Origin of the sequence: Streptomyces sp. A5-4, assembly GCF_051131715.1 — a bacterium.
Lineage (GTDB): Bacteria > Actinomycetota > Actinomycetes > Streptomycetales > Streptomycetaceae > Streptomyces.
This window is the reverse complement of record NZ_CP178591.1, coordinates 6,752,592-6,772,922: the sequence shown is the minus strand read 5'-3', so window position 1 is coordinate 6,772,922 and position 20,331 is coordinate 6,752,592. Positions and strand designations below refer to the sequence as shown.

Annotated in this window: 13 protein-coding genes; 8 read left to right on the top strand and 5 right to left on the bottom strand. The window is 69.0% G+C overall.

Going from position 1 to position 20,331, the window contains the following annotated elements; translation table 11 throughout:
• Positions 1-84: 84 nt before the first annotated feature.
• Entirely contained in the window at positions 85-1,308 is a 1,224-nt protein-coding gene (locus tag ACLLJJ_RS31740; protein WP_434597484.1) for a trypsin-like serine peptidase, read from the top strand.
• A 136-nt stretch (positions 1,309-1,444) separates the two neighbouring features.
• The gene (locus ACLLJJ_RS31735) at positions 1,445-2,389 is read left to right on the top strand and encodes a trypsin-like serine peptidase (RefSeq protein ID WP_434597482.1); all 945 of its coding nucleotides are present in this window, start codon (positions 1,445-1,447) and stop codon (positions 2,387-2,389) included.
• Positions 2,390-2,478: 89 nt separating this feature from the next.
• Here the strand turns inward: ACLLJJ_RS31735 and hflX are convergent, their stop codons facing one another.
• From hflX to ACLLJJ_RS31710, 5 genes are all read right to left on the bottom strand, one after another.
• Positions 2,479-3,987, bottom strand: coding sequence for a GTPase HflX (hflX, locus tag ACLLJJ_RS31730; protein WP_434597481.1), 1,509 nt, complete (start codon positions 3,985-3,987; stop codon positions 2,479-2,481).
• Between the two features lie 182 nt (positions 3,988-4,169).
• Positions 4,170-5,681, bottom strand: coding sequence for a M1 family metallopeptidase (locus ACLLJJ_RS31725; protein ID WP_434597479.1), 1,512 nt, complete (start codon positions 5,679-5,681; stop codon positions 4,170-4,172).
• A 78-nt stretch (positions 5,682-5,759) separates the two neighbouring features.
• Positions 5,760-7,892, bottom strand: a complete 2,133-nt coding sequence (locus ACLLJJ_RS31720) for a RelA/SpoT family protein (RefSeq protein ID WP_434597477.1) — start codon at positions 7,890-7,892, stop codon at positions 5,760-5,762.
• Between the two features lie 138 nt (positions 7,893-8,030).
• On the bottom strand, positions 8,031-8,960 hold the full coding sequence (gene dapF, locus ACLLJJ_RS31715) for a diaminopimelate epimerase (protein WP_434597475.1): 930 nt from the start codon (positions 8,958-8,960) through the stop codon (positions 8,031-8,033).
• 74 nt (positions 8,961-9,034) lie between these two features.
• The gene (locus ACLLJJ_RS31710; RefSeq protein ID WP_434600576.1) at positions 9,035-9,472 is read right to left on the bottom strand and encodes a hypothetical protein; all 438 of its coding nucleotides are present in this window, start codon (positions 9,470-9,472) and stop codon (positions 9,035-9,037) included.
• A 250-nt stretch (positions 9,473-9,722) separates the two neighbouring features.
• Between ACLLJJ_RS31710 and ACLLJJ_RS31705 the strand changes: the two genes are divergently transcribed.
• The 6 genes from ACLLJJ_RS31705 to ACLLJJ_RS31680 all read left to right on the top strand — a co-directional run bounded on the left by ACLLJJ_RS31705 (position 9,723) and on the right by ACLLJJ_RS31680 (position 20,280).
• Positions 9,723-10,916: a tyrosine-type recombinase/integrase gene (locus ACLLJJ_RS31705; protein WP_258049731.1), complete on the top strand. Its 1,194-nt coding sequence runs from the start codon at positions 9,723-9,725 to the stop codon at positions 10,914-10,916.
• A gap of 152 nt (positions 10,917-11,068) precedes the next feature.
• Complete coding sequence (locus ACLLJJ_RS31700; RefSeq protein ID WP_185297978.1) at positions 11,069-11,461, top strand: hypothetical protein; 393 nt, start codon at positions 11,069-11,071, stop codon at positions 11,459-11,461.
• A 236-nt stretch (positions 11,462-11,697) separates the two neighbouring features.
• A complete protein-coding gene (locus tag ACLLJJ_RS31695; protein WP_185297979.1) occupies positions 11,698-13,266 on the top strand; it encodes a TIGR02677 family protein in 1,569 nt (522 codons plus the stop codon).
• A complete protein-coding gene (locus ACLLJJ_RS31690; RefSeq protein ID WP_185297980.1) occupies positions 13,266-14,687 on the top strand; it encodes a DUF2398 family protein in 1,422 nt (473 codons plus the stop codon). The genes ACLLJJ_RS31695 and ACLLJJ_RS31690 overlap by 1 nt, the downstream gene beginning before the upstream one ends.
• Positions 14,684-19,003: a TIGR02680 family protein gene (locus ACLLJJ_RS31685; protein ID WP_185297981.1), complete on the top strand. Its 4,320-nt coding sequence runs from the start codon at positions 14,684-14,686 to the stop codon at positions 19,001-19,003. The genes ACLLJJ_RS31690 and ACLLJJ_RS31685 overlap by 4 nt, the downstream gene beginning before the upstream one ends.
• Positions 19,000-20,280: a TIGR02679 family protein gene (locus tag ACLLJJ_RS31680; RefSeq protein WP_185297982.1), complete on the top strand. Its 1,281-nt coding sequence runs from the start codon at positions 19,000-19,002 to the stop codon at positions 20,278-20,280. The genes ACLLJJ_RS31685 and ACLLJJ_RS31680 overlap by 4 nt, the downstream gene beginning before the upstream one ends.
• The last annotated feature ends 51 nt before the right edge of the window (positions 20,281-20,331 follow it).

Below are 20,331 nucleotides of genomic sequence, written 5' to 3'. Positions count from 1 at the left end.
GGGCCCGGAGCTCCACCGCCGGGGTGAGCGACGAGCGCGCGGTGTTCACAGCAGACGAATTCGAAGTCCCAGGGGGATCACGACATGCGACCCATACGCCCGACCTTCACAGCACGTCGTGGGAGGAGCGCACGTCGCGGGTCCTCCCCCGTACTGGCCGCCGTCGGCCTCGCCGCCGCTCTGGCGCTGACCGCCACCGCCTGCGGGCCGAGCGAGGACAACGCGGGTGGTGAGCCTTCCGCCAGCGCCACATTGGGCGGCGACGACAAGATCGTGATTCCGGACGATCTGAAGGAGCGGCTCAAGGAGCAGGGCTTCGACATGGACAAGTGGAAGGGCGGGGCCTGGAAGGACTGGAGCAAGGACGACTGGCTCCGCGAGGCCGAGGACTACATCAACCCGGTCATCGAGGGCCTGTGGGACCCGGACCGCATGCGGGACGCGGAGCAGCCCGACAAGCAGCCGGTGGACAACGACATTTCGGGTGACGCGGGTGTTACCGATCCGACGCCCGCCCCGGTCGAGGCGCAGCCGGTGGCGTCCCCGTACAGCAAGAGCGCTCCCGCGTCGGGCAAGGTCTTCTTCGACGGCCCCGAGGGCTCGATGGTCTGCTCGGCCACGGTCGTCCAGGACCCGGCGCACCCCGGCAAGTCCAACATGGTGTGGACCGCCGGCCACTGTGTGCACGCCGGTAAGAAGGGCGGCTGGTACCGCAACATCGCCTTCGTCCCGTCGTACAACGACGCCGGCAAGTCGGCCGCGCAGCTCCAGGGTGTACCCAAGAGCGAGGTCGCTCCGCTCGGTGTGTGGTGGAGCGACTGGGCACAGTCCTCCGAGCAGTGGATCGCCCAGGGCGGTCCGACCGGTGGCGCCGGCGCCCCGTACGACTTCGCCGTGCTGCATGTGACTCCGGAGAACGGCGGTGGCGGCAAGTCCCTGGAGGAGACGGTCGGTTCCGCGCTCCCCGTCGACTTCAACGCCCCGGCCGTGCCGGAGATCGCGAACATGACGGCGACGGGCTATCCCGCCGCTCCGCCCTACGACGGCCAGAAGATGCTCCAGTGCGCCGACAAGCCGGGCCGGCTGTCGGTCGCGGCGGGCGCCCCGACGATGTACCGCATCGGCTGCACCATGACCGGCGGCTCGTCCGGCGGCGGCTGGGTGGCGCAGGGCCAGGACGGTAAGCCGGCACTGGTGTCCAACACCTCGATCGGCCCCGTGACGGCCGGCTGGCTCGCCGGACCGCGCCTCGGCGACGAGGCCAAGGGGATCTACGACGCGGTCAGCAAGAAATACGCGGGCCAGTAGGACCCGTACGGGCCCGCCGTACGGCGGGTGACAGCACGCCAGGGGCCTTCGGAGCACACAGCCGAAGGCCCCTCGCCCGGCCGGGGAAGCCCCACTCATATCTCCTCGGAGGCAACCGGCATAGTGGGGGCCTGCGTTGGGGCGGTCGCCGCAGAGCATCCCCATACACTTCGTCAACCCGGTCATCAAGGGCCTCTGGAAGCCCGAGCGGCAGCACGAGGCGAAGGACCCGGCCAAGACGATGGCCGCCGGTGACACCTCCGGCGGCCAGGGCGTCTCCGACCCGGAGCCGCGGCCGGTCAGGGCCGAGCAGGAGAAGACCCCGTACCACGAGCACGCCGCCCCGGTCGGCAAGGTCTTCTTCGACTCCCCCAAGGGCTCCATGGTCTGCTCCGCGACCGTCGTCAAGGACCCGAAGAACCCGGGCAGGTCCAACCTGGTGTGGACCGCCGGGCACTGCGTGCACGGGGGTCAGGAGGGCGGCTGGTACCGCAACATCGCCTTCGTCCCGTCCTACAACGACCTGGGCAGGTCGGCGGCGGCGGTGCCGAACGCCCCGGCGCACGAGGTCAACCCGTACGGCGTCTACTGGGCGGACTGGGTCTCGACCTCCGGTGAGTGGATCAACGACGGCGGTCCGACCGGTGGCGCCGGCGCCCCGTACGACTTCGCCGTGATGCATGTGAAGCCGGAGAACGGCGGCAAGTCCCTGGAGGAGACCGTCGGCAACGCCCTGCCGGTCGCGTTCGATGTCCCCGACACCCAGCAGGTCGGTTCGATGGGCGCCTGGGGATACCCGGCCGCGCCCCCGTACGACGGTGCGCTCATGCACAAGTGCGAGGACCGGCCGACCCGGCTGTCGATCAGCCCCGGTACGCCCACCATGCACCGCATCGGCTGCAGCATGACCGGCGGCTCCTCCGGCGGCGGCTGGTTCGCCGCGCAGCCGGACGGCAAGACGGCGCTGGTGTCCAACACCTCGATCGGCCCGGTCACCTCCGGCTGGCTCGCGGGCCCGCGCCTGGGCAAGGGCGCCGAGCAGGTCTTCACGACGATGAGCGAGAAGTACGGCGACAAGTAGCCGCGACGACGAAGGTCCGCCCCCTCACCGATGGAGGGGGCGGACCTTCGTGCTTGCCTGCCGGGTCGTGCGGTGGTGCGCCTGACGCGTCAGGCGGTCGCCGCCGGCACGTACGGAGCCAGGTCCGCGGCCAACTGCTCGTGCACCCGCGCCTTGAGCAGCGTGCCCTCCGCGAGATGCTCCTCGGAGACCACCTCGCCCTCGGCATGCGCACGCGAGATGAGCCCGCCCTGCGTGTACGGCACGAGCGCCTCGATCTCGACCTTGGGACGCGGCAGTTCGGAGTCGATGAGTGCCAGCAACTCCTCCATGCCCGCGCCCGTACGGGCCGACACCGCGATCGCGTGCCGCTCGACGCGCAGCAGCCGCTGCAGCACGAGCGGATCGGCCGCGTCCGCCTTATTGATCACCACGATCTCGGGCACGTCCAGCGCACCGACGTCGCGGATCACTTCACGCACGGCGGCCAGCTGCTCCTCCGGCGCCGGGTGCGAACCGTCCACCACGTGCAGGATCAGGTCGGAGTCGCCGACCTCCTCCATCGTGGAACGGAACGCCTCGACGAGGTGGTGCGGCAAGTGCCGTACGAACCCGACGGTGTCCGCGAGCGTGTAGATGCGCCCGCTCGGCGTCTCGGCCCGGCGCACGGTCGGGTCGAGGGTGGCGAACAGTGAGTTCTCCACCAGCACGCCCGCGCCGGTGAGCCGGTTGAGCAGTGAGGACTTGCCCGCGTTGGTGTATCCGGCGATCGCGACCGAGGGCACCTTGTTGCGCTTGCGCTCCTGGCGCTTGATGTCGCGGCCGGTCTTCATCTCCGCGATCTCCCGGCGCATCTTCGCCATCTTCTCGCGAATCCGACGCCGGTCGGTCTCGATCTTGGTCTCACCGGGACCGCGGGTGGCCATACCGCCACCGCCGCCGGCACCGGCGCCGCCCATCTGCCGGGACAGCGACTGACCCCAGCCGCGCAGCCGCGGCATCATGTACTGCATCTGTGCCAGCGCGACCTGCGCCTTGCCCTCTCGGGACTTGGCGTGCTGGGCGAAGATGTCGAGGATCAGCGCGGTGCGGTCCACCACCTTGACCTTGACGACGTCTTCCAGGTGGATCAGCTGGCCGGGGCTGAGCTCACCGTCACAGACGACGGTGTCGGCCCCCGTTTCGAGCACGATGTCGCGCAGTTCCTGAGCCTTGCCCGAGCCGATGTACGTGGCCGGGTCGGGCTTGTCGCGGCGCTGCACCAGGCCGTCCAGGACCAGCGCGCCCGCCGTCTCGGCGAGTGCGGCCAGCTCCGCCATGGAGTTGTCCGCGTCGGTCACGGTCCCCGAGGTCCAGACACCGACCAGCACCACGCGCTCCAGGCGCAGCTGGCGGTACTCGACCTCGGTGACGTCCTGGAGCTCGGTCGAGAGACCGGCCACGCGGCGAAGCGCGGCACGCTCGGAGCGGTCCAGCTGATCGCCGTCGCGCTCTCCGTCGATTTCGTGGCTCCAGGCGACGTCCTCTTCCATCAGGGCGTCGGCCCGGGGGCTCTCAGCACCGCCGAAGGGGGCGGAGTCTGCCTGTGTGTCCTTGGAAGGGGAGGAAGAGGAGGTCATTGGATCCTTACGTCGATAGGGAAGTCGTTACAGCAGTCACAACGCGTGACGCTCCTGGAAGATTCCCGAAGAATCCCCCAGGTATGCCGTCCGGGCCGGGCCGCTGCCCACAGATAGTGGCACGGCCCGGCCGGGCCCGTCACTCGGGTTTCGGCCCGCCCAGGTTCGGCCTCGGCCCGCCCTCAGCGCTGCTTCGGCCCCGTCGCCGCGGCCCTCGCCGGCGCGGGTGAGACCTTCGGACCGCTCCGCCACTGCGGGTGACCGGGCATCGGCGGTGTCTTCTGCCCGTACAGCCACTCCTGGAAGAACCCGGACAGGTCCCGGTCCGCGAGCTCCGAAGCGAGGGCGGTGAAGTCGGCCGTCGTCGCGGTGGAGTCGCGGTGGGTCCGCACCCAGCGCCGCTCCAGCTCCTCGAAGGTCTCGTTCCCGATCTCCTCGCGCAGCGCGTAGAGCACCAGCGCGCTGCCGTCGTACACGACGGGCCGGAAGAGGCTGATCTTCCGGCCCGGCGCGGGGGGCCTGGGCGCCGCGGGCGGGCCGCCCGCGGCGCGCCACTCGTCGGAGCGCGCGTAGGCCTGGCGCATCCTCGTCTCCAGCGGCTTCTTGGCATGCTCCTCCGCGTACCGCGCCTCGTACCAGGTGGCGTGTCCTTCGTTGAGCCACAGGTCGGACCAGGTACGCGGCGAGACGCTGTTGCCGAACCACTGGTGTGCCAGCTCGTGCACCATGACCGAGTCGACGTACCAGGCGGGGTACTCGGGCCGGGTGAACAGCGCCCGCTCGAAGAGCGACAGCGTCTGGGTCTCCAACTCGAAGCCGGTGGCCACGTCGGCGACGAGGATTCCGTACGTCTCGAAGGGGTAGCGGCCGATCTGCCGCTCCATCCACTCCAGCTGCCCCGGCGTCTTCTTGAGCCACGGTTCGAGCCGCGTGCGGTCGGCGGTCGGCACGACGTCGCGTACGGGCAGCCCGTGCGGCCCCTGCCGGTGCACCACGGTCGAGCGACCGATCGAGACCTGGGCGAGCTCGGTGGCCATGGGGTGCTCGGTCCGGTACGCCCAGGTGGTGCCGTTGGCGCCCGGCCGGGTCCTGGCCGCCGGCAGACCGTTGGCCACCGCCGTCAGCCCCTTGGGCGCGGTGACGCGGAAGGTGAAGTACGCCTTGTCCGCGGGGTGGTCGTTGCAGGGGAAGACCCGGTGGGCGGCGTCGGCCTGGTTGGCCATCGCCAGGCCGTCGGCCGTGCGCACCCAGCCGCCGTCGCCCTCGTCCTTGGGGGCCGGGTCGCTGGTGTGCCGGACGGTGATCCGCAGCGATTGTCCCTCGTCCACCGACTCGGCGGGTGTGATGACGAGGTCCTCGCCGGTCGAGAAGAAGGTGGCGCTCTCCCCGTTCACCTCCACGGACTCGACCTTGCCGCGCGCGAAGTCGAGGTTGACCCGGTCGAGACGCTCCAGGGCCCGCGCCTCGATCTTCGTCACGGCGTCCAGCGGCTTGCTGTTGCTGCCGCCGTAGGTGAAGGCGATGTCGTACGAGAGGACGTCGTAGCCGGGGTTGCCCAGGTGCGGGAAGAGCGGATCGCCGATGCCGAGCGGTACGGGTGCGGGCGGTACGGGTGCGGGGAGCGTCGCCGCGACAAGGGTGACCGAGGCGGCGGCCAGCAGGGCGCCGCGCAGGCGCCGGGAGGTGAGCAGCATGGCCTATCGCTATCAGCGCGCACCGCCCGGAGGGGGACGGCGCGCGTCGGTCCCACTCGAAAGAGCGCCAATCCCGGGTCAGGCGGTCGCCGGGTGCTGGGCACGGCTCACGTCGTACACGCCCGGCACCTCGCGCATCACCCGCATCAGCCCGGGGAGCTCGGCCGCATCCGGCAGTTGCAGGGTGTACGTGTGCCTGACGCGCTGCTCGGTCGGCGGCTCGACCGTGGCCGAGACGACGGCCACGCCGGCGGTGGCGATGGCCTCGGTGAGATCGGCGAGCAGCCCCGGGCGCCCGAAGGACTCGGCCACCAGGGTCACCCGGCAGTCCCCGGTGGTCAGCCAGCGCACCGGGACGGGATCACGGCCGCGCACCCGCATCCGGCCGACCGCGGGACACGCTTCGCGGTGCACGGTGACGAAGCCGCCGCGCACCGCGAAGCCGGTCACGGCGTCCGGCGGCACCGGCGTGCAGCAGCCCGCGAGCCGCACGGTCGTGTCCGGCAGGTCCACCACCGCGTTCTCCGCGCCGCGGCGCGCCGGGCCGGGGAGTGCGGAAGCGGTGGGTCCCGGGCCGGTCGTGGCGGCGTCCTGCGGTGCGGTGCGGGGATCGGCGGGATGCCCCCCGGCGGTCTGCGGCTCGTCGTCCGGGTGCGCGGCGTGCCACCCGGTGATGGCGATGCGTGCGGCGGGCGTACGGGCGTGGTCGAGCCAGTCGGACGAGGGTCCCGAGCCGCTGTCGTGGGCGAGCAGCAGTTGCACGGTGTCGCCGTCGCTGAGGACCGTGCTGAGTGTCGCCAGGCGGCCGTTGACCCGCGCCCCGATGCACGCGTGGGCCACCTCGCCGTACTGCGCGTATCCCGCGTCGACGCAGCTCGCGCCGGCCGGCAGCCCCAGAGTGCCGCCGTCCGAGCGGAAGACGGTGATCTCCCGGTCCTCCGCCAGGTCCGCCCTCAGCGACGTCCAGAAGGTGTCGGGGTCGGGCGTGGACTCCTGCCACTCCAGGAGCCGGGAGAGCCAGCCGGGCCGGGTGGGGTCGGCGCGCTCGCCCTCGACGGCGGGCTCGGCGCTCTCGGTCGGTGAGTACGGATTGCCCAGGGCGACGACGCCCGCCTCGGCGACCTTGTGCATCTGGTGCGTACGGATGAGGACTTCGGCGACCTCGCCCTCCGGGCCGACGACCGCCGTGTGCAGCGACTGGTAGAGGTTGAACTTGGGTGAGGCGATGAAGTCCTTGAACTCGGAGATCACCGGGGTGAAGCAGGTGTGCAGCTCGCCGAGCACCCCGTAGCAGTCGGCGTCCTCTCCGACGAGGACGAGGAGCCGTCCGAAGTCCGTGCCGCGCAGCTCACCGCGTTTGAGTCCGGCGCGGTGGACGGAGACGAAGTGCCGTGGCCTGATGAGGACTTCGGCGGTGATGTCCGCCTCCCGCAGCACCGCCCTGACGTTCTCCGCGATGACGCCCAGCGGGTCCCCGGCGGCGGCGTCCGCGGCGATCAGGGCGCGGGTGTGCTCGTACTCCTCGGGCTGGAGGATCGCGAAGGACAGGTCCTCAAGCTCGGTCTTGAGCGCCTGCACGCCCAGCCGTTCCGCGAGGGGGATCAGGACGTCGCGGGTGACCTTCGCGATGCGTTCCTGCTTCTCGGGGCGCATCACGCCGAGGGTGCGCATGTTGTGCAGGCGGTCGGCCAGCTTGATCGACATGACCCGGACGTCGTTGCCGGTGGACACCAGCATCTTGCGGAAGGTCTCGGGCTCGGCGGCGGCGCCGTAGTCGACCTTCTCCAGCTTGGTCACACCGTCGACGAGGAAACAGACCTCCTCACCGAATCCCGTCCGCACCTGATCGAGTGTCACATCGGTGTCCTCGACGGTGTCGTGCAGGAGCGCCGCGGTCAACGTGGTCGTCTCGGCGCCGAGTTCGGCGAGGATCAGCGTCACGGCGAGCGGATGTGTGATGTACGGCTCACCGCTCTTGCGCATCTGCCCCCGGTGCGAGGACTCCGCGAGGACGTAGGCCCGGCGCAGGATGGAGAGGTCGGCATCGGGGTGGTGCGCGCGATGCGCCTCCGCGACATGGCCGATCGCGTCGGGCAGCCGGTCCCGCGAGACCGGGCCCAGCAGGGCGACACGGCCGAGCCTGCGCAGGTCGATCCTGGGACGGCCGCGCCTGCGGCTGGGAGCACCAGGGTTGGTGGCCTCTGCACTCATGGGGCACCTCCGGCAGAATCGACCGGCGGTGGACGGGTGGACCCACGTCCGGGCCGGTGCTTGATGCTACCGAGCCCACCACGCGGCGAAGACCCGCTCTCGCCCAGCGTGAAACGGACCACCCATTCGAGCGAAGCTTTATGCGACAGCCGTTTCCTTTGGGCCGGGAGCGATCCGGCCGACGGTGCCGAGGTCGAGCCAGGCGGGGTCGATGGTGCCCTCGGCGACGATCACGGCGGGGCCGGTCATCTCGACGGCTCCGTCCGGCCGCTCGGTGATCACCAGGCGCCCGCCGGGGAGGTCCACGGTGTACGTCACGGGGGTGCCCGTCACGGAAGGGTCCTGGCCGTCCCTGCGGGCCGCCGCGACGGCCACGGCGCACGCGCCCGTGCCGCAGGACCGGGTCTCGCCGGAGCCGCGCTCGTGCACCCGCATCGCGACGTGACGCGGGCCGCGGTCGACGACGAACTCGACATTGACCCCGTCCGGGTAGGCGGCGGCGGGGTCGAAGGCCGGGGCGGTGAACAGGTCTCCCGCGTGGGCGAGGTCGTCGACGAACGCGACGGCGTGCGGATTGCCCATGTTCACGTTGCGGGCGGGCCACTCGCGTCCGCCCACGGCGACGGTGACGTCGCCCTCGGGGAGGTCGGCCCGGCCCATAAAGACGGTGATGTCGCCGGGCTCGCCACTCGCGTCCCGCTTGTCGATGTGGACCTGCTTGACGCCGCCCCGGGTGGCGACCGCCAGACCGCCCTCGCCCACCAGTCCGGCGCGCTGGAGGTAGCCGGCGAAGACGCGGACGCCGTTGCCGCACATCTCGGCGATCGAGCCGTCCGCGTTGCGGTAGTCCATGAACCACTCGGCCTGCGCCGCCATGTCGCGCGCCTCGGGGTGCGCGGCGGTCCGTACGACGTGCAGCAGACCGTCGCCGCCGATGCCGGCTCTGCGGTCGCACAGCCTCGCGACGACGGAGGCGGGCAGGTCGATGGCGTTGTCCGGGTCGGGGACGATCACGAAGTCGTTCTCGGTCCCGTGGCCCTTGAGGAAGGCGATCGGCGAAGTGCTCACGCCGTCAATCGTACGGGTCGGCCACGACAGACCGGCCGGGCGGGCACCGGCGGGCCGGGTCGGGCGGACAGCCGCTAACGGAGCCGGGCCACACGCCAGACGGCGAGGGCGACAAGGCCGGCGCACAGGACCACGTAGAGCGCTACGACCCGCCAGTCCGGGCGCCTGCCCGACTCCCTGGAGGGCAGTCCGGGCCAGGTGTACCCCACGCGGCGGGCGGCCATCATGCCCCAGCCCGCGGCGCAGCCGCTGATCAGCAGGCCCAGCATCGCGACGACGGCGCCGCCGTCGCCGAACTCGAAGGCGAGGGGGAAGGCGAACATCAGCGAGCCGAGCGCGGCGAGGGCCACGATCGGTGCGAGCTGCCAGATCCGCAGACGTCGCTGCGGACGGAGCTCGACCTCGACCTCGGGCCCCACTCCCGCGGTGGAGGTGACGTCCTGCTCGTCGGGCCCGTCGGGGCTCAACCGCTCCGGTTCTTCCTGCGCTCTGTCACGAGGGCCGGCTTCCATCGCCACGCGCCCTCCCCACTTGGATTCACCGGTCGATCGAAGCTCGATGATGGCACGCGCGCGGGCGCCGGAATGACGTGCGGAGCGTCCCGATGCCATCACGTGATCAGGCTGTTATAGCCCCGATTTAGGGTTTATGCAGGTCAGATGCCTGCTGCTGGTCAGCGAGTCAGCAAAAGGTCAGCAAGAGTCCCAGGTCAGCGCCGGTTTTACCGGTCGCGACCACCCCTGAGAAGGAACCATCTCGATCATGTCGAACAAGCTTGCGCGGGGCATGGGCAGCTTCTTCAAGCCCTGCGAGTGCCGCCGGCCCTCCGGCTGCCCGCACCCCTACACCATCCGCTTCCGCAACACCCGCGGCAGGCAGTCCGAGGAGTCCGGCTTCCCCACCCAGGACGCGGCCATCGAACGCCTGACCGCGCTCTACACAGCCCGCAAAACCACGCCGAGGAGTGTCGCCGAACAGCAGGAGACGCTCGGCGAGATGACCTTCGAGGAGTACGCGAAGGCATGGTTCGCCCGCAAGCGTGGTCTCACCGGCAGCACGAAGGCCGCGACCGAGTCCCGGATGCGCACCCATGCCTATCCGGAGATCGGCTCGCGGAAGATGCACACCTTCGACAGCTTCGTGGTGGAGCGCTTCATCACCGCCATGGAACGCAGCAACGTCGGCGCCGCGACCCAGGCGCAGGTCTTCCTGCGGGTGAAGGGCATCCTCAAGGACGCGCACCGGCGCGGAATAATAGGTCTCGACCCGCTGCTCGATGTCAGCCCGCCGGAGTACCGCCCGGGCCCGACCGTGATCCCCACCAAGGAACAGGTCGGCCTGCTGCGCGCGGCCCGCGACGACGACGCCTTCCGCCTCATCGTCGACCTCATGGCCGGCATGGGCCTGCGCAACGGCGAGGCCCTCGCCGTCAACGCGAACAACATGGTCGCCAAGGACGTTTACCGGGTGCACCAGCAGGTCCACGACCGCACCGTCACCCTGGAACCCCTCAAGCACAGGAAAACCGGCGAGTTCCGCGAGGTGCCCCTGCCCGCTTTCGCCCGAGAAAGCATCGAACACTACGCCGCCACCCACGGAACCTTTCAAGGCGGCTACCTCCTCAAGACCATGCGCCCCAGCACCGGAAACGCGTTCCTCTCCCCCACCACCCTCCGAAGGTGGTGGACCAACCTCCAGCAGCAGAAGCCGGAACACATCCCCCAAGGGATGACCATGTACAGCTTCCGCCACTACTTCGCCTCCAACGCCCTCGGACAAGGCATCCCCATCACCGACGTCGCGGACTGGATGGGACACTCCGACATCAACATCACCTTCCGCACCTACCGCCACCTCCTCCCCGGATCCGTCTCCAAAGCCGCCACACTCCTCAACAACGGCCTCAACTTCAACACCCCGACCGTGGAAGGGCCCGAGGCCGCCACCGCGGCCTGACATATCGGTCGACATGGGACCGGTTCAGCCGCCCGAGGTAGTTCTTCGCACGCACGGAGCGAGGGAAGCGCAGGTTCCGTACGGGGCTTCAAGTCTCTCCATGATCGGGGCCCACCGGCCCAGGCACGCTTGCGTACACGCCAAGCGATCACATGCCCTACCTGTACGGACCCGGCCTCTACGCCAGCACTCGCGGCGCTGACGCCGCTGTCTTCCACTACGGACACGAACAGGGCTTCTCCGTCGCAGTGCACCTGGAATCAGGGGGACTGCGTGTCATCTGCCTGTCCAACAAGACTGACGTCCCGGCCGATCACATCACCGTCGCCGTACTCCAGAACCTCCGTGTCCATCCGTCACGCGACCACGGCCAGGTCCTCGCAGAGGCAGCGAAGATACGCCGGCCGACCCGCCAGGCTCCGCGCGCCCAGGGCGAGTCCGGCCCGCACACCGACATCGGCACCTTCACCTGCGACCAGGCCCCCGGCAGCCTGAGGCTCACGCGCACCACGGACGCCCTCCACCTGTGGCGTCGCGGCACCTGAGACCCACTCATCCGCTCCGGACCAGACACCTACTCCGGCAATGGGTACACGCTCACCCTGCCCGATTGCACAGGCGGGGTGAGCGGCTTCACTCTCGACCTCAAGCGGGCCCCGGGGCTCCAATACATCCGCCAATAGCCACACCTGACATAGGTCATTAGTTCGAATTCCACGGTCATTGTCAGTGCCTTCTGTCAAGGTGTGCGCAATACGAAGTGAGATGAGGGGCGACATTGGTGTTCCAGCGAGATGACTCGGGAGTATCCGAGTCATTCGATCTTGATTCGCTGACGGTGGGCGACCGCCTGCGATTGTTTAACTTCACCCAGCGTGATGACCATGTGGCGTATCTGTGGGTGCTGCGGGCGATGAACGTACTGCGGGCCGTACATCAGCTGCAGGTCCACCCCGACGATGTGGCGAGCGCGCTCAACGAGCTCGCGGCAGCCCATGACGAGGTGCCGTCTGCCGGAGACTTGCGCCTGCGGGCCATGCTCGACAACCTCTCCGCGGACAATGAGCAGGTCCTCTACCGAGTGGAGGACCCGTTGCGGTGCGGCAATTTGGCCGCATACCGAAACCGGCAGTCGGTCTACCAGTTCACGGAGATCGGTTATCGCGTCTACTGCGCCGTGGAGGAGGTCATCGGCTCCCGTGTGCAAGACGCGAACCTGTCACGGCTGGTCTTCGCCGACATCCTGGCGGACTTCAAGGCGCTGGCGGCCGCGAACCGGGAGGGCGACCGGGATGAGGTGTACCGCAAGCTCGCCCGTCTCGACAGCGTGTTGGAGGACATTACGCAGCGGGCGGCGCGTTTCTATCTGACCCTCAACGATGTGGCGCGTACGACAGATATCTCCCCAGAGACATTCCTGCGCTACAAGCACGCGTTGCTGGCGCACATGAGTGAGTTCACAGCAGAGCTGGAACGCTACGCGCCACGGCTGGCCGAGGCCGTGTACGAGGTGGAAGACAGCGGGGTGGAGACCCTGCTGGAGCGGGCCGCCGCTGTAGATGAGCGGCCCATGATGCGTCCGGCCGCGCGGCGTGAGGACTGGCGGCGGCGCTGGATGGGGCTCCGCCAGTGGTTCTTGGCCGAAGGCTCTGCCGAGACCAAGGCCGCCCAGTTGCAAGGCGCTACCCGCACCGCTATTTCCGGTGTCATCGCTCTGTTGCGTCAGGTGACGGAGTCGCGTCGAGGCGGGGTGAGCCGGACCACCCAGCTGCGCCATCTCGCAGCCTGGGCAGCGGGTGCGCCGGATGAGCAGGCGGCGAACGCCCTGGTGTCCGCCGCTTTCGACCTGCGCTCGGTGCGGCATCTGTCGGGCGCGCATGACGACGGTGACCAGATCTCGCCGCGGTCGACGTGGTGGGATGCGCCCGGGGTGGAGGTCAGCATCAGCTTGTTCAGGCATGGCAAGCGGCCGGCCCCGGGTGGCCCGCAGCCGGTCCGTGCGAGCCGTGGCGCCCATGCCCGGCTGCGTGAGCAGCAGCTGGCGGATCGGGCCGCGGACCGGGAGGCCGCCACGGATCTTCTGGACCATGGGCCCCACGATCGGGTGCTGAACGCGGCGGAGACCCGTGCTGTGCTCAAGCTGCTGACCCGTGCTCTGCAGGCGCGGACGATTGTGGCGGGCCGACTGCGTTCGGGGACCGGCAGCAGCGACGTCCTGACGCTGCGCCTGGTCCCGAGCGAGCGCGGAAGCCAGCTGCGGACCGAGACCGGCACACTGCACCTGCCCGGCTTCACTCTGGAGATCAAGCCCCATGGTGCGATGCGTCGGCGCCGAACGGAGACGTCCTGATGCCCGCCCATCGCGTAGCCGCAACTGTGGAGCCTGCGGACCTCGGCTCGTACCAGCAAGCGGCCCGGCTCATGCTGCTGCACGGCGTCGTCAACGAGACTTACCCGCGGGCCAAGGCCCTTGCGCTGGTGCTGCAGTGGGGCGACGAACTGGCCAAGGATTTCCGGGACCTGTTCGGCTACTCCTTGCAGACCAGCGCCCGTCACGCACGGCTGCTGCGCCGGCTGGATACCTTCGATGCCAGCCAGGCATTCCTCACGGTGAAGAGCAAGAAGCCGTTCGACCGACGACGGCTGGCCTACCTCTGTCTGATCCTCGCGTGCCTGCACCGGTCACGTGTGGAGATCAACCTCGCCGATCTCGTCAAACTCCTCGCGCCCTCCGCCAATACGATCGAGCACCTTGGCTTCGATGCGACCGCACCGGGTCACAAGGACGCGGTCGTTGACGTGGTGGACTGGCTGGTCGACCGCGGTGCGCTGCGGATCTCCGACGGGTCCATGGAGGACTGGGCCCGTGACCCCGACCGTGGGGACGCGCTGTTCGACATCGACCACGACACCTGCGCGGCGCTGTTCCGGCCGAACAAGCCCCTGCAGCACCTGGTCAGCGCTGCTGGCCTGCTGGACACGCCGACCATCAGCACCGGACGGGACCCCCGTCGGCGACTCGCTGCCCAGCGAGCCCGGCGGTTGCTCATCGAGTACCCGGTGGTCTACTTCGGCGACACCGACACAGAGACGGCGATAGCACTGCGCCAGCCCACCCTGGCCGAGGACATCGAACGGCTGACCGGGTTGCCGATCGAGCGCCGAGCCGAGGGGATCATGCTCGTCGACACCACTGGGCACTTCACCGACAAGCGGTTCCCCGGCCGCGGCGGAGCGGTCAACCGTACCGCCGGGCTGATGCTCGCGAAGATCGCAGACCTGCGGGAGGACCCGGACCGAGCCAGCAGTCTCCAGTATCTGCTGCCCGCCGATCCGGGAGGGGAACACGCGGATCTTTTGAGCCGTATCGATATGGCCCTACCGCAGGCCGGCACGCTCGAGGCCCTCGCTTATGACCCCCACGCGGACACCGGTCAACAGGCGGACGAGGCCGATCCGGACGCCACAGAGCACGAAGGGCAGACGGGCTTGCCTTTTGTGGAACACGGCACGCTCGAGCAGATGATCACCGAACTCTACGAAGAGTTCGGCCCCTCCTCCTTCACCAACAAATGGCAGGCCGATCCCGGCGGGCTGCTGGCAGAGGCGATCGCGCTCCTGGCAGACCTGCGCCTTGTCCATATCGTCCCCGGCGGGGTCCTGGTGCGGCCCGCGGCCGGCCGCTACCGCAACATCACCGCCGTCCTGCCACGTCCCGCGCTCGACGGCCAGTTCGCTCTCGACTTCCCCACTGAGGAAACTTCTCGATGACGCTCATCCCTCATTCCCGCACCGCTGACCAGCCGGAGGTTCGCTTCAAGCCCACGCGCGCCGGGGTGATCGGCCTCTGGGACTACACCGATGAGGAGTTCGTCTTCGCCGACGGCCGGCTGGTCCTGCGCGGGCACAACGGTTCCGGGAAGACCAAGGCACTCGAAGTACTGTTCCCCCTCGTACTGGACGGTGTCCTTGACGCGCGGCGTCTTGATCCGTTCAGCGGCGAGGAGCGGACCATGAAGTCGAACCTGCTCTACAAGGAGCAGGAGTCCGCTTACGGCTATGTATGGATGGAGTTCGCCCGCACCGGACCCGATGATGAGGTCCTTGAAGCCGTCACCGTAGGGATCGGCATGCGGGTGACGAAGCCCATGTCCACGCCGGCTCGCTTCTTCTTCGTCGCCGAGGGCAGGGTCGGCATCGACTTCGGTCTGCTGGATGCCGCCTCGCGCCCGCTGCGGGAGAACGCCCTGAAGAAGCTGCTGGGGGAAGGGACCACCTACCCCACGGCGGAGTCATACCGTGAGGCGATCGATGACCGGCTGTTCGGGCTGGGCCGCGAGCGCTACAACCAGCTGGTCAATCTTCTGCTCCAACTGCGGCGCCCTCTGCTGGCCAAGGACCTCGACCCGGTCAAGGTGTCCGACACCCTCACTGCCGGACTGCGCCCCGTCGATGAGGCCCTCGTTCTCCAGGCCGCCCGTGACTTCGAGAACCTCGCCGAGATCCAGGCGCTTCTCAACGCCCTTATGGGGGCGGATACCGCGGTCCGCAACTTCCTGCGTGAATACACCAGTTACCTGCGCGCCCATGCCCGTGACCGCGTCGACCATGTCTCCGGGCGTATCCAGGACACGGCCACCCACTGCGAGACAATCATGGAAGCGGCAGGCGACCGCCGCTCCGCCGATCAGCAGCTGACCGCGGCACAGCAGGAGCGGGATACCGGCGAACGCCGGTGCAACGAGATCGATGCCCGCCTGACCGAGTACAAGAACCACGACGCCATCAAGAAGCAGGACGGGCTCAAGGAGCTGCGCGAGCGCGTACGCACCGACCGCCTGGGTATCGCCGGCAGTGAACGCCACCTCAACCGGGCCCAGGAGAGTTTGGCCACTCTCAAGCGGGAGGCGGACCGCGCCCTCCATCGGCACGATGAACTGCGCAAGGCAGCCTCCCGGCACACCCACGGCCTCATGGACGCAGCGCGCCGTTGCGGCATCCTCCACGACGACGACACGCTGGATCTCGGTGCTGAGCTGGACACGCATATCGCGGGTCGGGTTGCCGCGCGTCGCAGCGAACTGCAGGACGTCCACGACCTGCTCGGGGCCTTCGAGAGCGCCACGAAGGACCAAGAGCGCGAGCAGGAGCACTGTGACGCGGCGAGTGGCGAGCTGACGGAGACCGAGCGGCAGTCCGCTGCGGCAGCGGAGAAGCTCACCACCGCCCGCGTCGAGACCGGGCAGGAACTGGACGACTTCATCGGCCGCTGGAGCGGCAGCGACGACACCGCGGTCCTGGTCGCCGCCGACGGTGACATGCTGCGAGCTGCCATCGGCGCCGTGGAGGAACCCGAAGCGGCCCCGCTGCCGGAGGTCTTCCATAACCTCGTCGACCGGCGCCGTACCCACGCACTTTCCCGCGTTGAGACGTTGAAGCGGCAGCACAGCGACATTGCGGACGCTCTGCGAGCCAGGCAGGCCGAGCACGACACCGTGGCAGCCGAGGGCGACGATGCACCCCCCTCCAGTGACCTGCGCCCTGCCAGCCGCGATGAGCGGCCGGGCGCCCCGCTGTGGCAGCTCGTACGGTTCGCCGATCACATCTCCGACGGCCACGCGGCTGCGGTGGAAGGCGCCCTATACGCGGCCGGCCTGCTTACCGCCTGGCTGCACCCCGACGCTGCACTGACCGACCAGGCTCTGCACGCCAAGGTCGCCGACGCCTATCTGCGCCCGCTGCCTCCCGCTCAGCGCCCCACCGGACGCACTCTGGCCGATGTCCTGCTCGTCGAAGATCAGCAGCACGTCACCTCTGCCACCGTCCAGGCTGTTCTGGCCTCCATCGCCGTCATGGACGACGCCCCGGCAGCGGACGATGCGCTCTCTGCTCCCTTGGTGACCACGGGGTCGCACTTCTGCCTCGGCGTCCAGGTCGGTGCGCATCCCAAGGCACAGCCCGAGTACATCGGGACCACCGCACGGGCCGCCCGCCGGCGCGAACGGCTGGAACGCCTCGAAGAATCCATCACCGCCCTGGAAGCTGAGCTCGCCGGCATCGAGGAACAGCAGCGGTACGCGCACGAAGCATTCGACGACTTCGACCGCGCCAGGCGCGAGCTCCCCCGTACCCAGGCGATCACCGAAGCCGTGCGTGAGGTCGCGGTGGTGGCGGAAAAGGTCGCCGGAGCCCGCCGCCGCCTCACCGAAGCACGCAAGCGACTCGACGGGGCGATCGCCCGGGCCCATGAGAAGAACCGGCAGCTTCGGCATGCCGCCACGGCCGCGCGACTGCCCACGCATCGAGAGGAACTGGACAACGTCGCCCAGGCCATCGACGATTTCGCCGACGCCGGCAAAGCGCTCTCCTCCTGCCGTGAGCAGACCGAGGCCGCCGAGCGCGACATCGCCGGCCGCAAGGAGATCATCGACGAGCAGACCGAGTCCTGTACGGAGCAGGCCGAGGCGCTGCAGGCGCGCAGGGACGAGTTCGCCGTTCAGGAGGAGCGTCTGCGGACCCAGGAGGCAACGCTCGAAGCCCCTCTGCAGGAGATTCTCCAGCAGATCGCGGACTCCGAAGAACAGCTCGCGGAGGCACAGACGACATACGGCCGTGCGAAGAAGGATGCGGAAGAGCAGCGAGACCGGCTTCTGAAGGCTGACCACGCCCTGGAGTTCGGCCGTGCAGCACTGGCCACGGCCGTGGCCGAGCAGGTGCGCACCACACTCACGCTGGAGCCGTACGCCCGGCCCGACCTTCTCGGCCTGCTCGAAGCAACCGCAGACGCCCTCTGGCTACCGCACGACATGTGGCCGAGTCCCGAGCAGGCAGTCCAAGCTCTCATGGACAGCCTCACCTCGCCCGATACCTCCCTCACGGGCACGGAGGCCGCCCGAAGCGTCGTCCCCGAATCCGTCGCCTCACTGATCACCGCGCTCGACGAGGCGACCCGTGGGCGCCCGATCACCGCGAGCCTCCTGAAGACCGTCACGACAAAGATTTCCACCGCCATCACCACGCTGGAGTCAGCCCTGCTGGAATCCGACCAGGGCTACCTCTTCGAGTGGGAGCCGTCCGGCGACATCATCCTGGCCCGGGTCACCGACAGCGAAGGACCCGCACCCGTAGCGGACTTCGGACGCCGTCTGGCCGAACAGCTCGCCGACCAGAGTGTGCTGCTGGAAGACAAGGAACGCACCGTCCTGGAGGACGGGCTCCTGACCGGACTGGCCCAGCAGATCCACGACCGCACCATCGCCGCCCGCGACCTGGTCAAAAGCATGGACGCCGATACCCGGGCCAAGCCGATGTCCTCCGGCGCGACGGTTGGCATCAACTGGGTCGTATCCGACGCCCTCACCGACTCCCAGCAGGCCGTCAACAGGCTGCTCGACAAGGACGCCTCCGGCCTTGGCCCCGCCGGGCTGGCCGAACTCCGCTCCCACCTGCGCAGCCAGATCCGCGCCAAGGCCGCTGCCGACAAGAAGCGCAGCTACCAGCAGGTGATCGCCGAAGTCCTGGACTACCGCGCCTGGCGCAGGTTCGAACTCCGCCTGTTCCGGCAGGGCATGAGCCCGGAGGAGAAGAAGAAGGGGGAGGTCCTCACCAAGGCCAAGCACAGCGTGATGTCCGGCGGTGAGAAGTCCGCCTCGATCCACCTGCCGCTCTTCGCAGCCGCCCACGCCCAGTACAGCTCCGCATACCCCACCTGCCCGCGCCTGATCGCGCTGGACGAGGCATTCGCCGGCATCGACGAGAAGTACCGCCCCGACCTTCTCGCCCTCACCGCCAAGTTCGACCTCGACCTCTTCATGACCGGCTACGACCTGTGGATCACCTACCCCGAGGTGCCGCAGATCTCGCACTACGACATGAAGCACGACGAGGCATCCCACACAGTCTCCGCCATGCTGCTCGTCTGGGACGGCGAACAGATCCTCGACGACCTCGAATACCCAGGATCCGACGACCTGGCCGCCGAACTCCTCGGCTTCACACCCCGTCGCCACGTCCCCGCGCAGACAGGACTGCTCGGTGACATCCCCGACGACGAGCCGACGAGCGACGACGCCGAGGAAGCAGAATGACCAAGGCAGCAGAGACATACGAGCGATACCGGGGCCCTGAGTTCCGCCGGCTCCTGGCCGCTGCCCGGCGCTCGCTCGAGCGCAACGGCGGTGAGATCGAGGGCTCCATCGGCCTGACCAACCCGACCACAGCCGAACGCAACGCAGTCATCGGCATCACCGGCACCTACCGCTCGCCCGACATCCGCCGCATCACCATCCCCCTCGCGGCGCTGGAGGAGAGCATCCGCAACGTCGCGGGCATGTCACTCCGCGATGTCCTGGAACGGATCGGCCCAGAGCTGCGCTTCCGCGCCGATGAACGGACCACACTCGAACAAGCCCGGCAGAGAATCCTGGCCGAGGGCGAGACCAGCCCCCTGCACACCGAGCACTCCTGGTACCAGCAATGGCTAGCCGGCCTCGCATCCGACGGCACGATCACCGGGCTGATCAACAAGAAGGACACCCACCTCCTCAGCCAGGCTGTCCGCGTCCTGGAGTTCCTCAACAGCCGACCCAGCGGATCACCCCCGGTCATGCTGCCTTCACTGGCCGACGCCACCACAGGGGACACCAAAGCTCTCAACCCCGGCCGCGGCTCTCTGCCGACCCTGGTCCTGCGAGCCCTGGCCATGGCACGCGGAATGCCACTCGAATCAGGAGCCGAGGCCCGGCGCGAGTTGTGGGACGCCTTCGACGTCATCGTCGACGACCTGGCCAGCCGCGTCCTCGTCCTCAACCTCCCCGCGACCGGACAAGGGCTGGGCCAGTGGCTCAGCGACGCCGCCCGCTACGGCACCCCTTTCCACATCACCCTTCACCAGCTCATCACCCTGCCGATCACCGTGAACCTGCCAACGGTGTACGTCTGCGAGAACCCCGCCGTACTGCGCCGCGCCGCTGGCGAACTTGGCGCGAGCAGCCCACCACTGATCTGCGCAGAAGGCCGCCCCTCAACCGCCTTCCACCGCCTTGCCCGCCTGATCGTCGACAATGGCGGCCTGCTCCGGTACCACGGCGACTTCGACTGGCCCGGCATCGCGATGACCAACGCACTGCGTACCCGCTACGGCGCCGAGCCATGGCGTATGAGCAGCGCGGACTATCTCAACGGTGTCCGTGCCGACATCGACCATGTCCCGCTCGACGGCAAGCCCCAGGACACGCTGTGGGACCCGAGACTCGCCGAGACCATGGCAAGGGAGAAGCTCGCCGTCTACGAGGAAGCCGTCGCCGACAACCTTCTGAAGGATTGGGCCCCTGCCGCCCACCGCCCTACGGAAGTATCTGGATAGCCGGGGCCTGTCCTACCACCTGCATGGCTCTAGAGCTGCAGCAGGCGGATC

Coding starts and splice junctions, on each gene's coding strand:
- ACLLJJ_RS31740 (WP_434597484.1), top strand. CDS start 85: ATGCGACCCATACGCCCGACCTTCACAGCACGTCGTGGGAGGAGCGCA.
- hflX (WP_434597481.1), bottom strand. CDS start 3,987: ATGACCTCCTCTTCCTCCCCTTCCAAGGACACACAGGCAGACTCCGCC.
- ACLLJJ_RS31725 (WP_434597479.1), bottom strand. CDS start 5,681: ATGCTGCTCACCTCCCGGCGCCTGCGCGGCGCCCTGCTGGCCGCCGCC.
- ACLLJJ_RS31720 (WP_434597477.1), bottom strand. CDS start 7,892: ATGAGTGCAGAGGCCACCAACCCTGGTGCTCCCAGCCGCAGGCGCGGC.
- ACLLJJ_RS31710 (WP_434600576.1), bottom strand. CDS start 9,472: ATGGAAGCCGGCCCTCGTGACAGAGCGCAGGAAGAACCGGAGCGGTTG.
- ACLLJJ_RS31705 (WP_258049731.1), top strand. CDS start 9,723: ATGTCGAACAAGCTTGCGCGGGGCATGGGCAGCTTCTTCAAGCCCTGC.
- ACLLJJ_RS31700 (WP_185297978.1), top strand. CDS start 11,069: ATGCCCTACCTGTACGGACCCGGCCTCTACGCCAGCACTCGCGGCGCT.
- ACLLJJ_RS31690 (WP_185297980.1), top strand. CDS start 13,266: ATGCCCGCCCATCGCGTAGCCGCAACTGTGGAGCCTGCGGACCTCGGC.
- ACLLJJ_RS31685 (WP_185297981.1), top strand. CDS start 14,684: ATGACGCTCATCCCTCATTCCCGCACCGCTGACCAGCCGGAGGTTCGC.
- ACLLJJ_RS31680 (WP_185297982.1), top strand. CDS start 19,000: ATGACCAAGGCAGCAGAGACATACGAGCGATACCGGGGCCCTGAGTTC.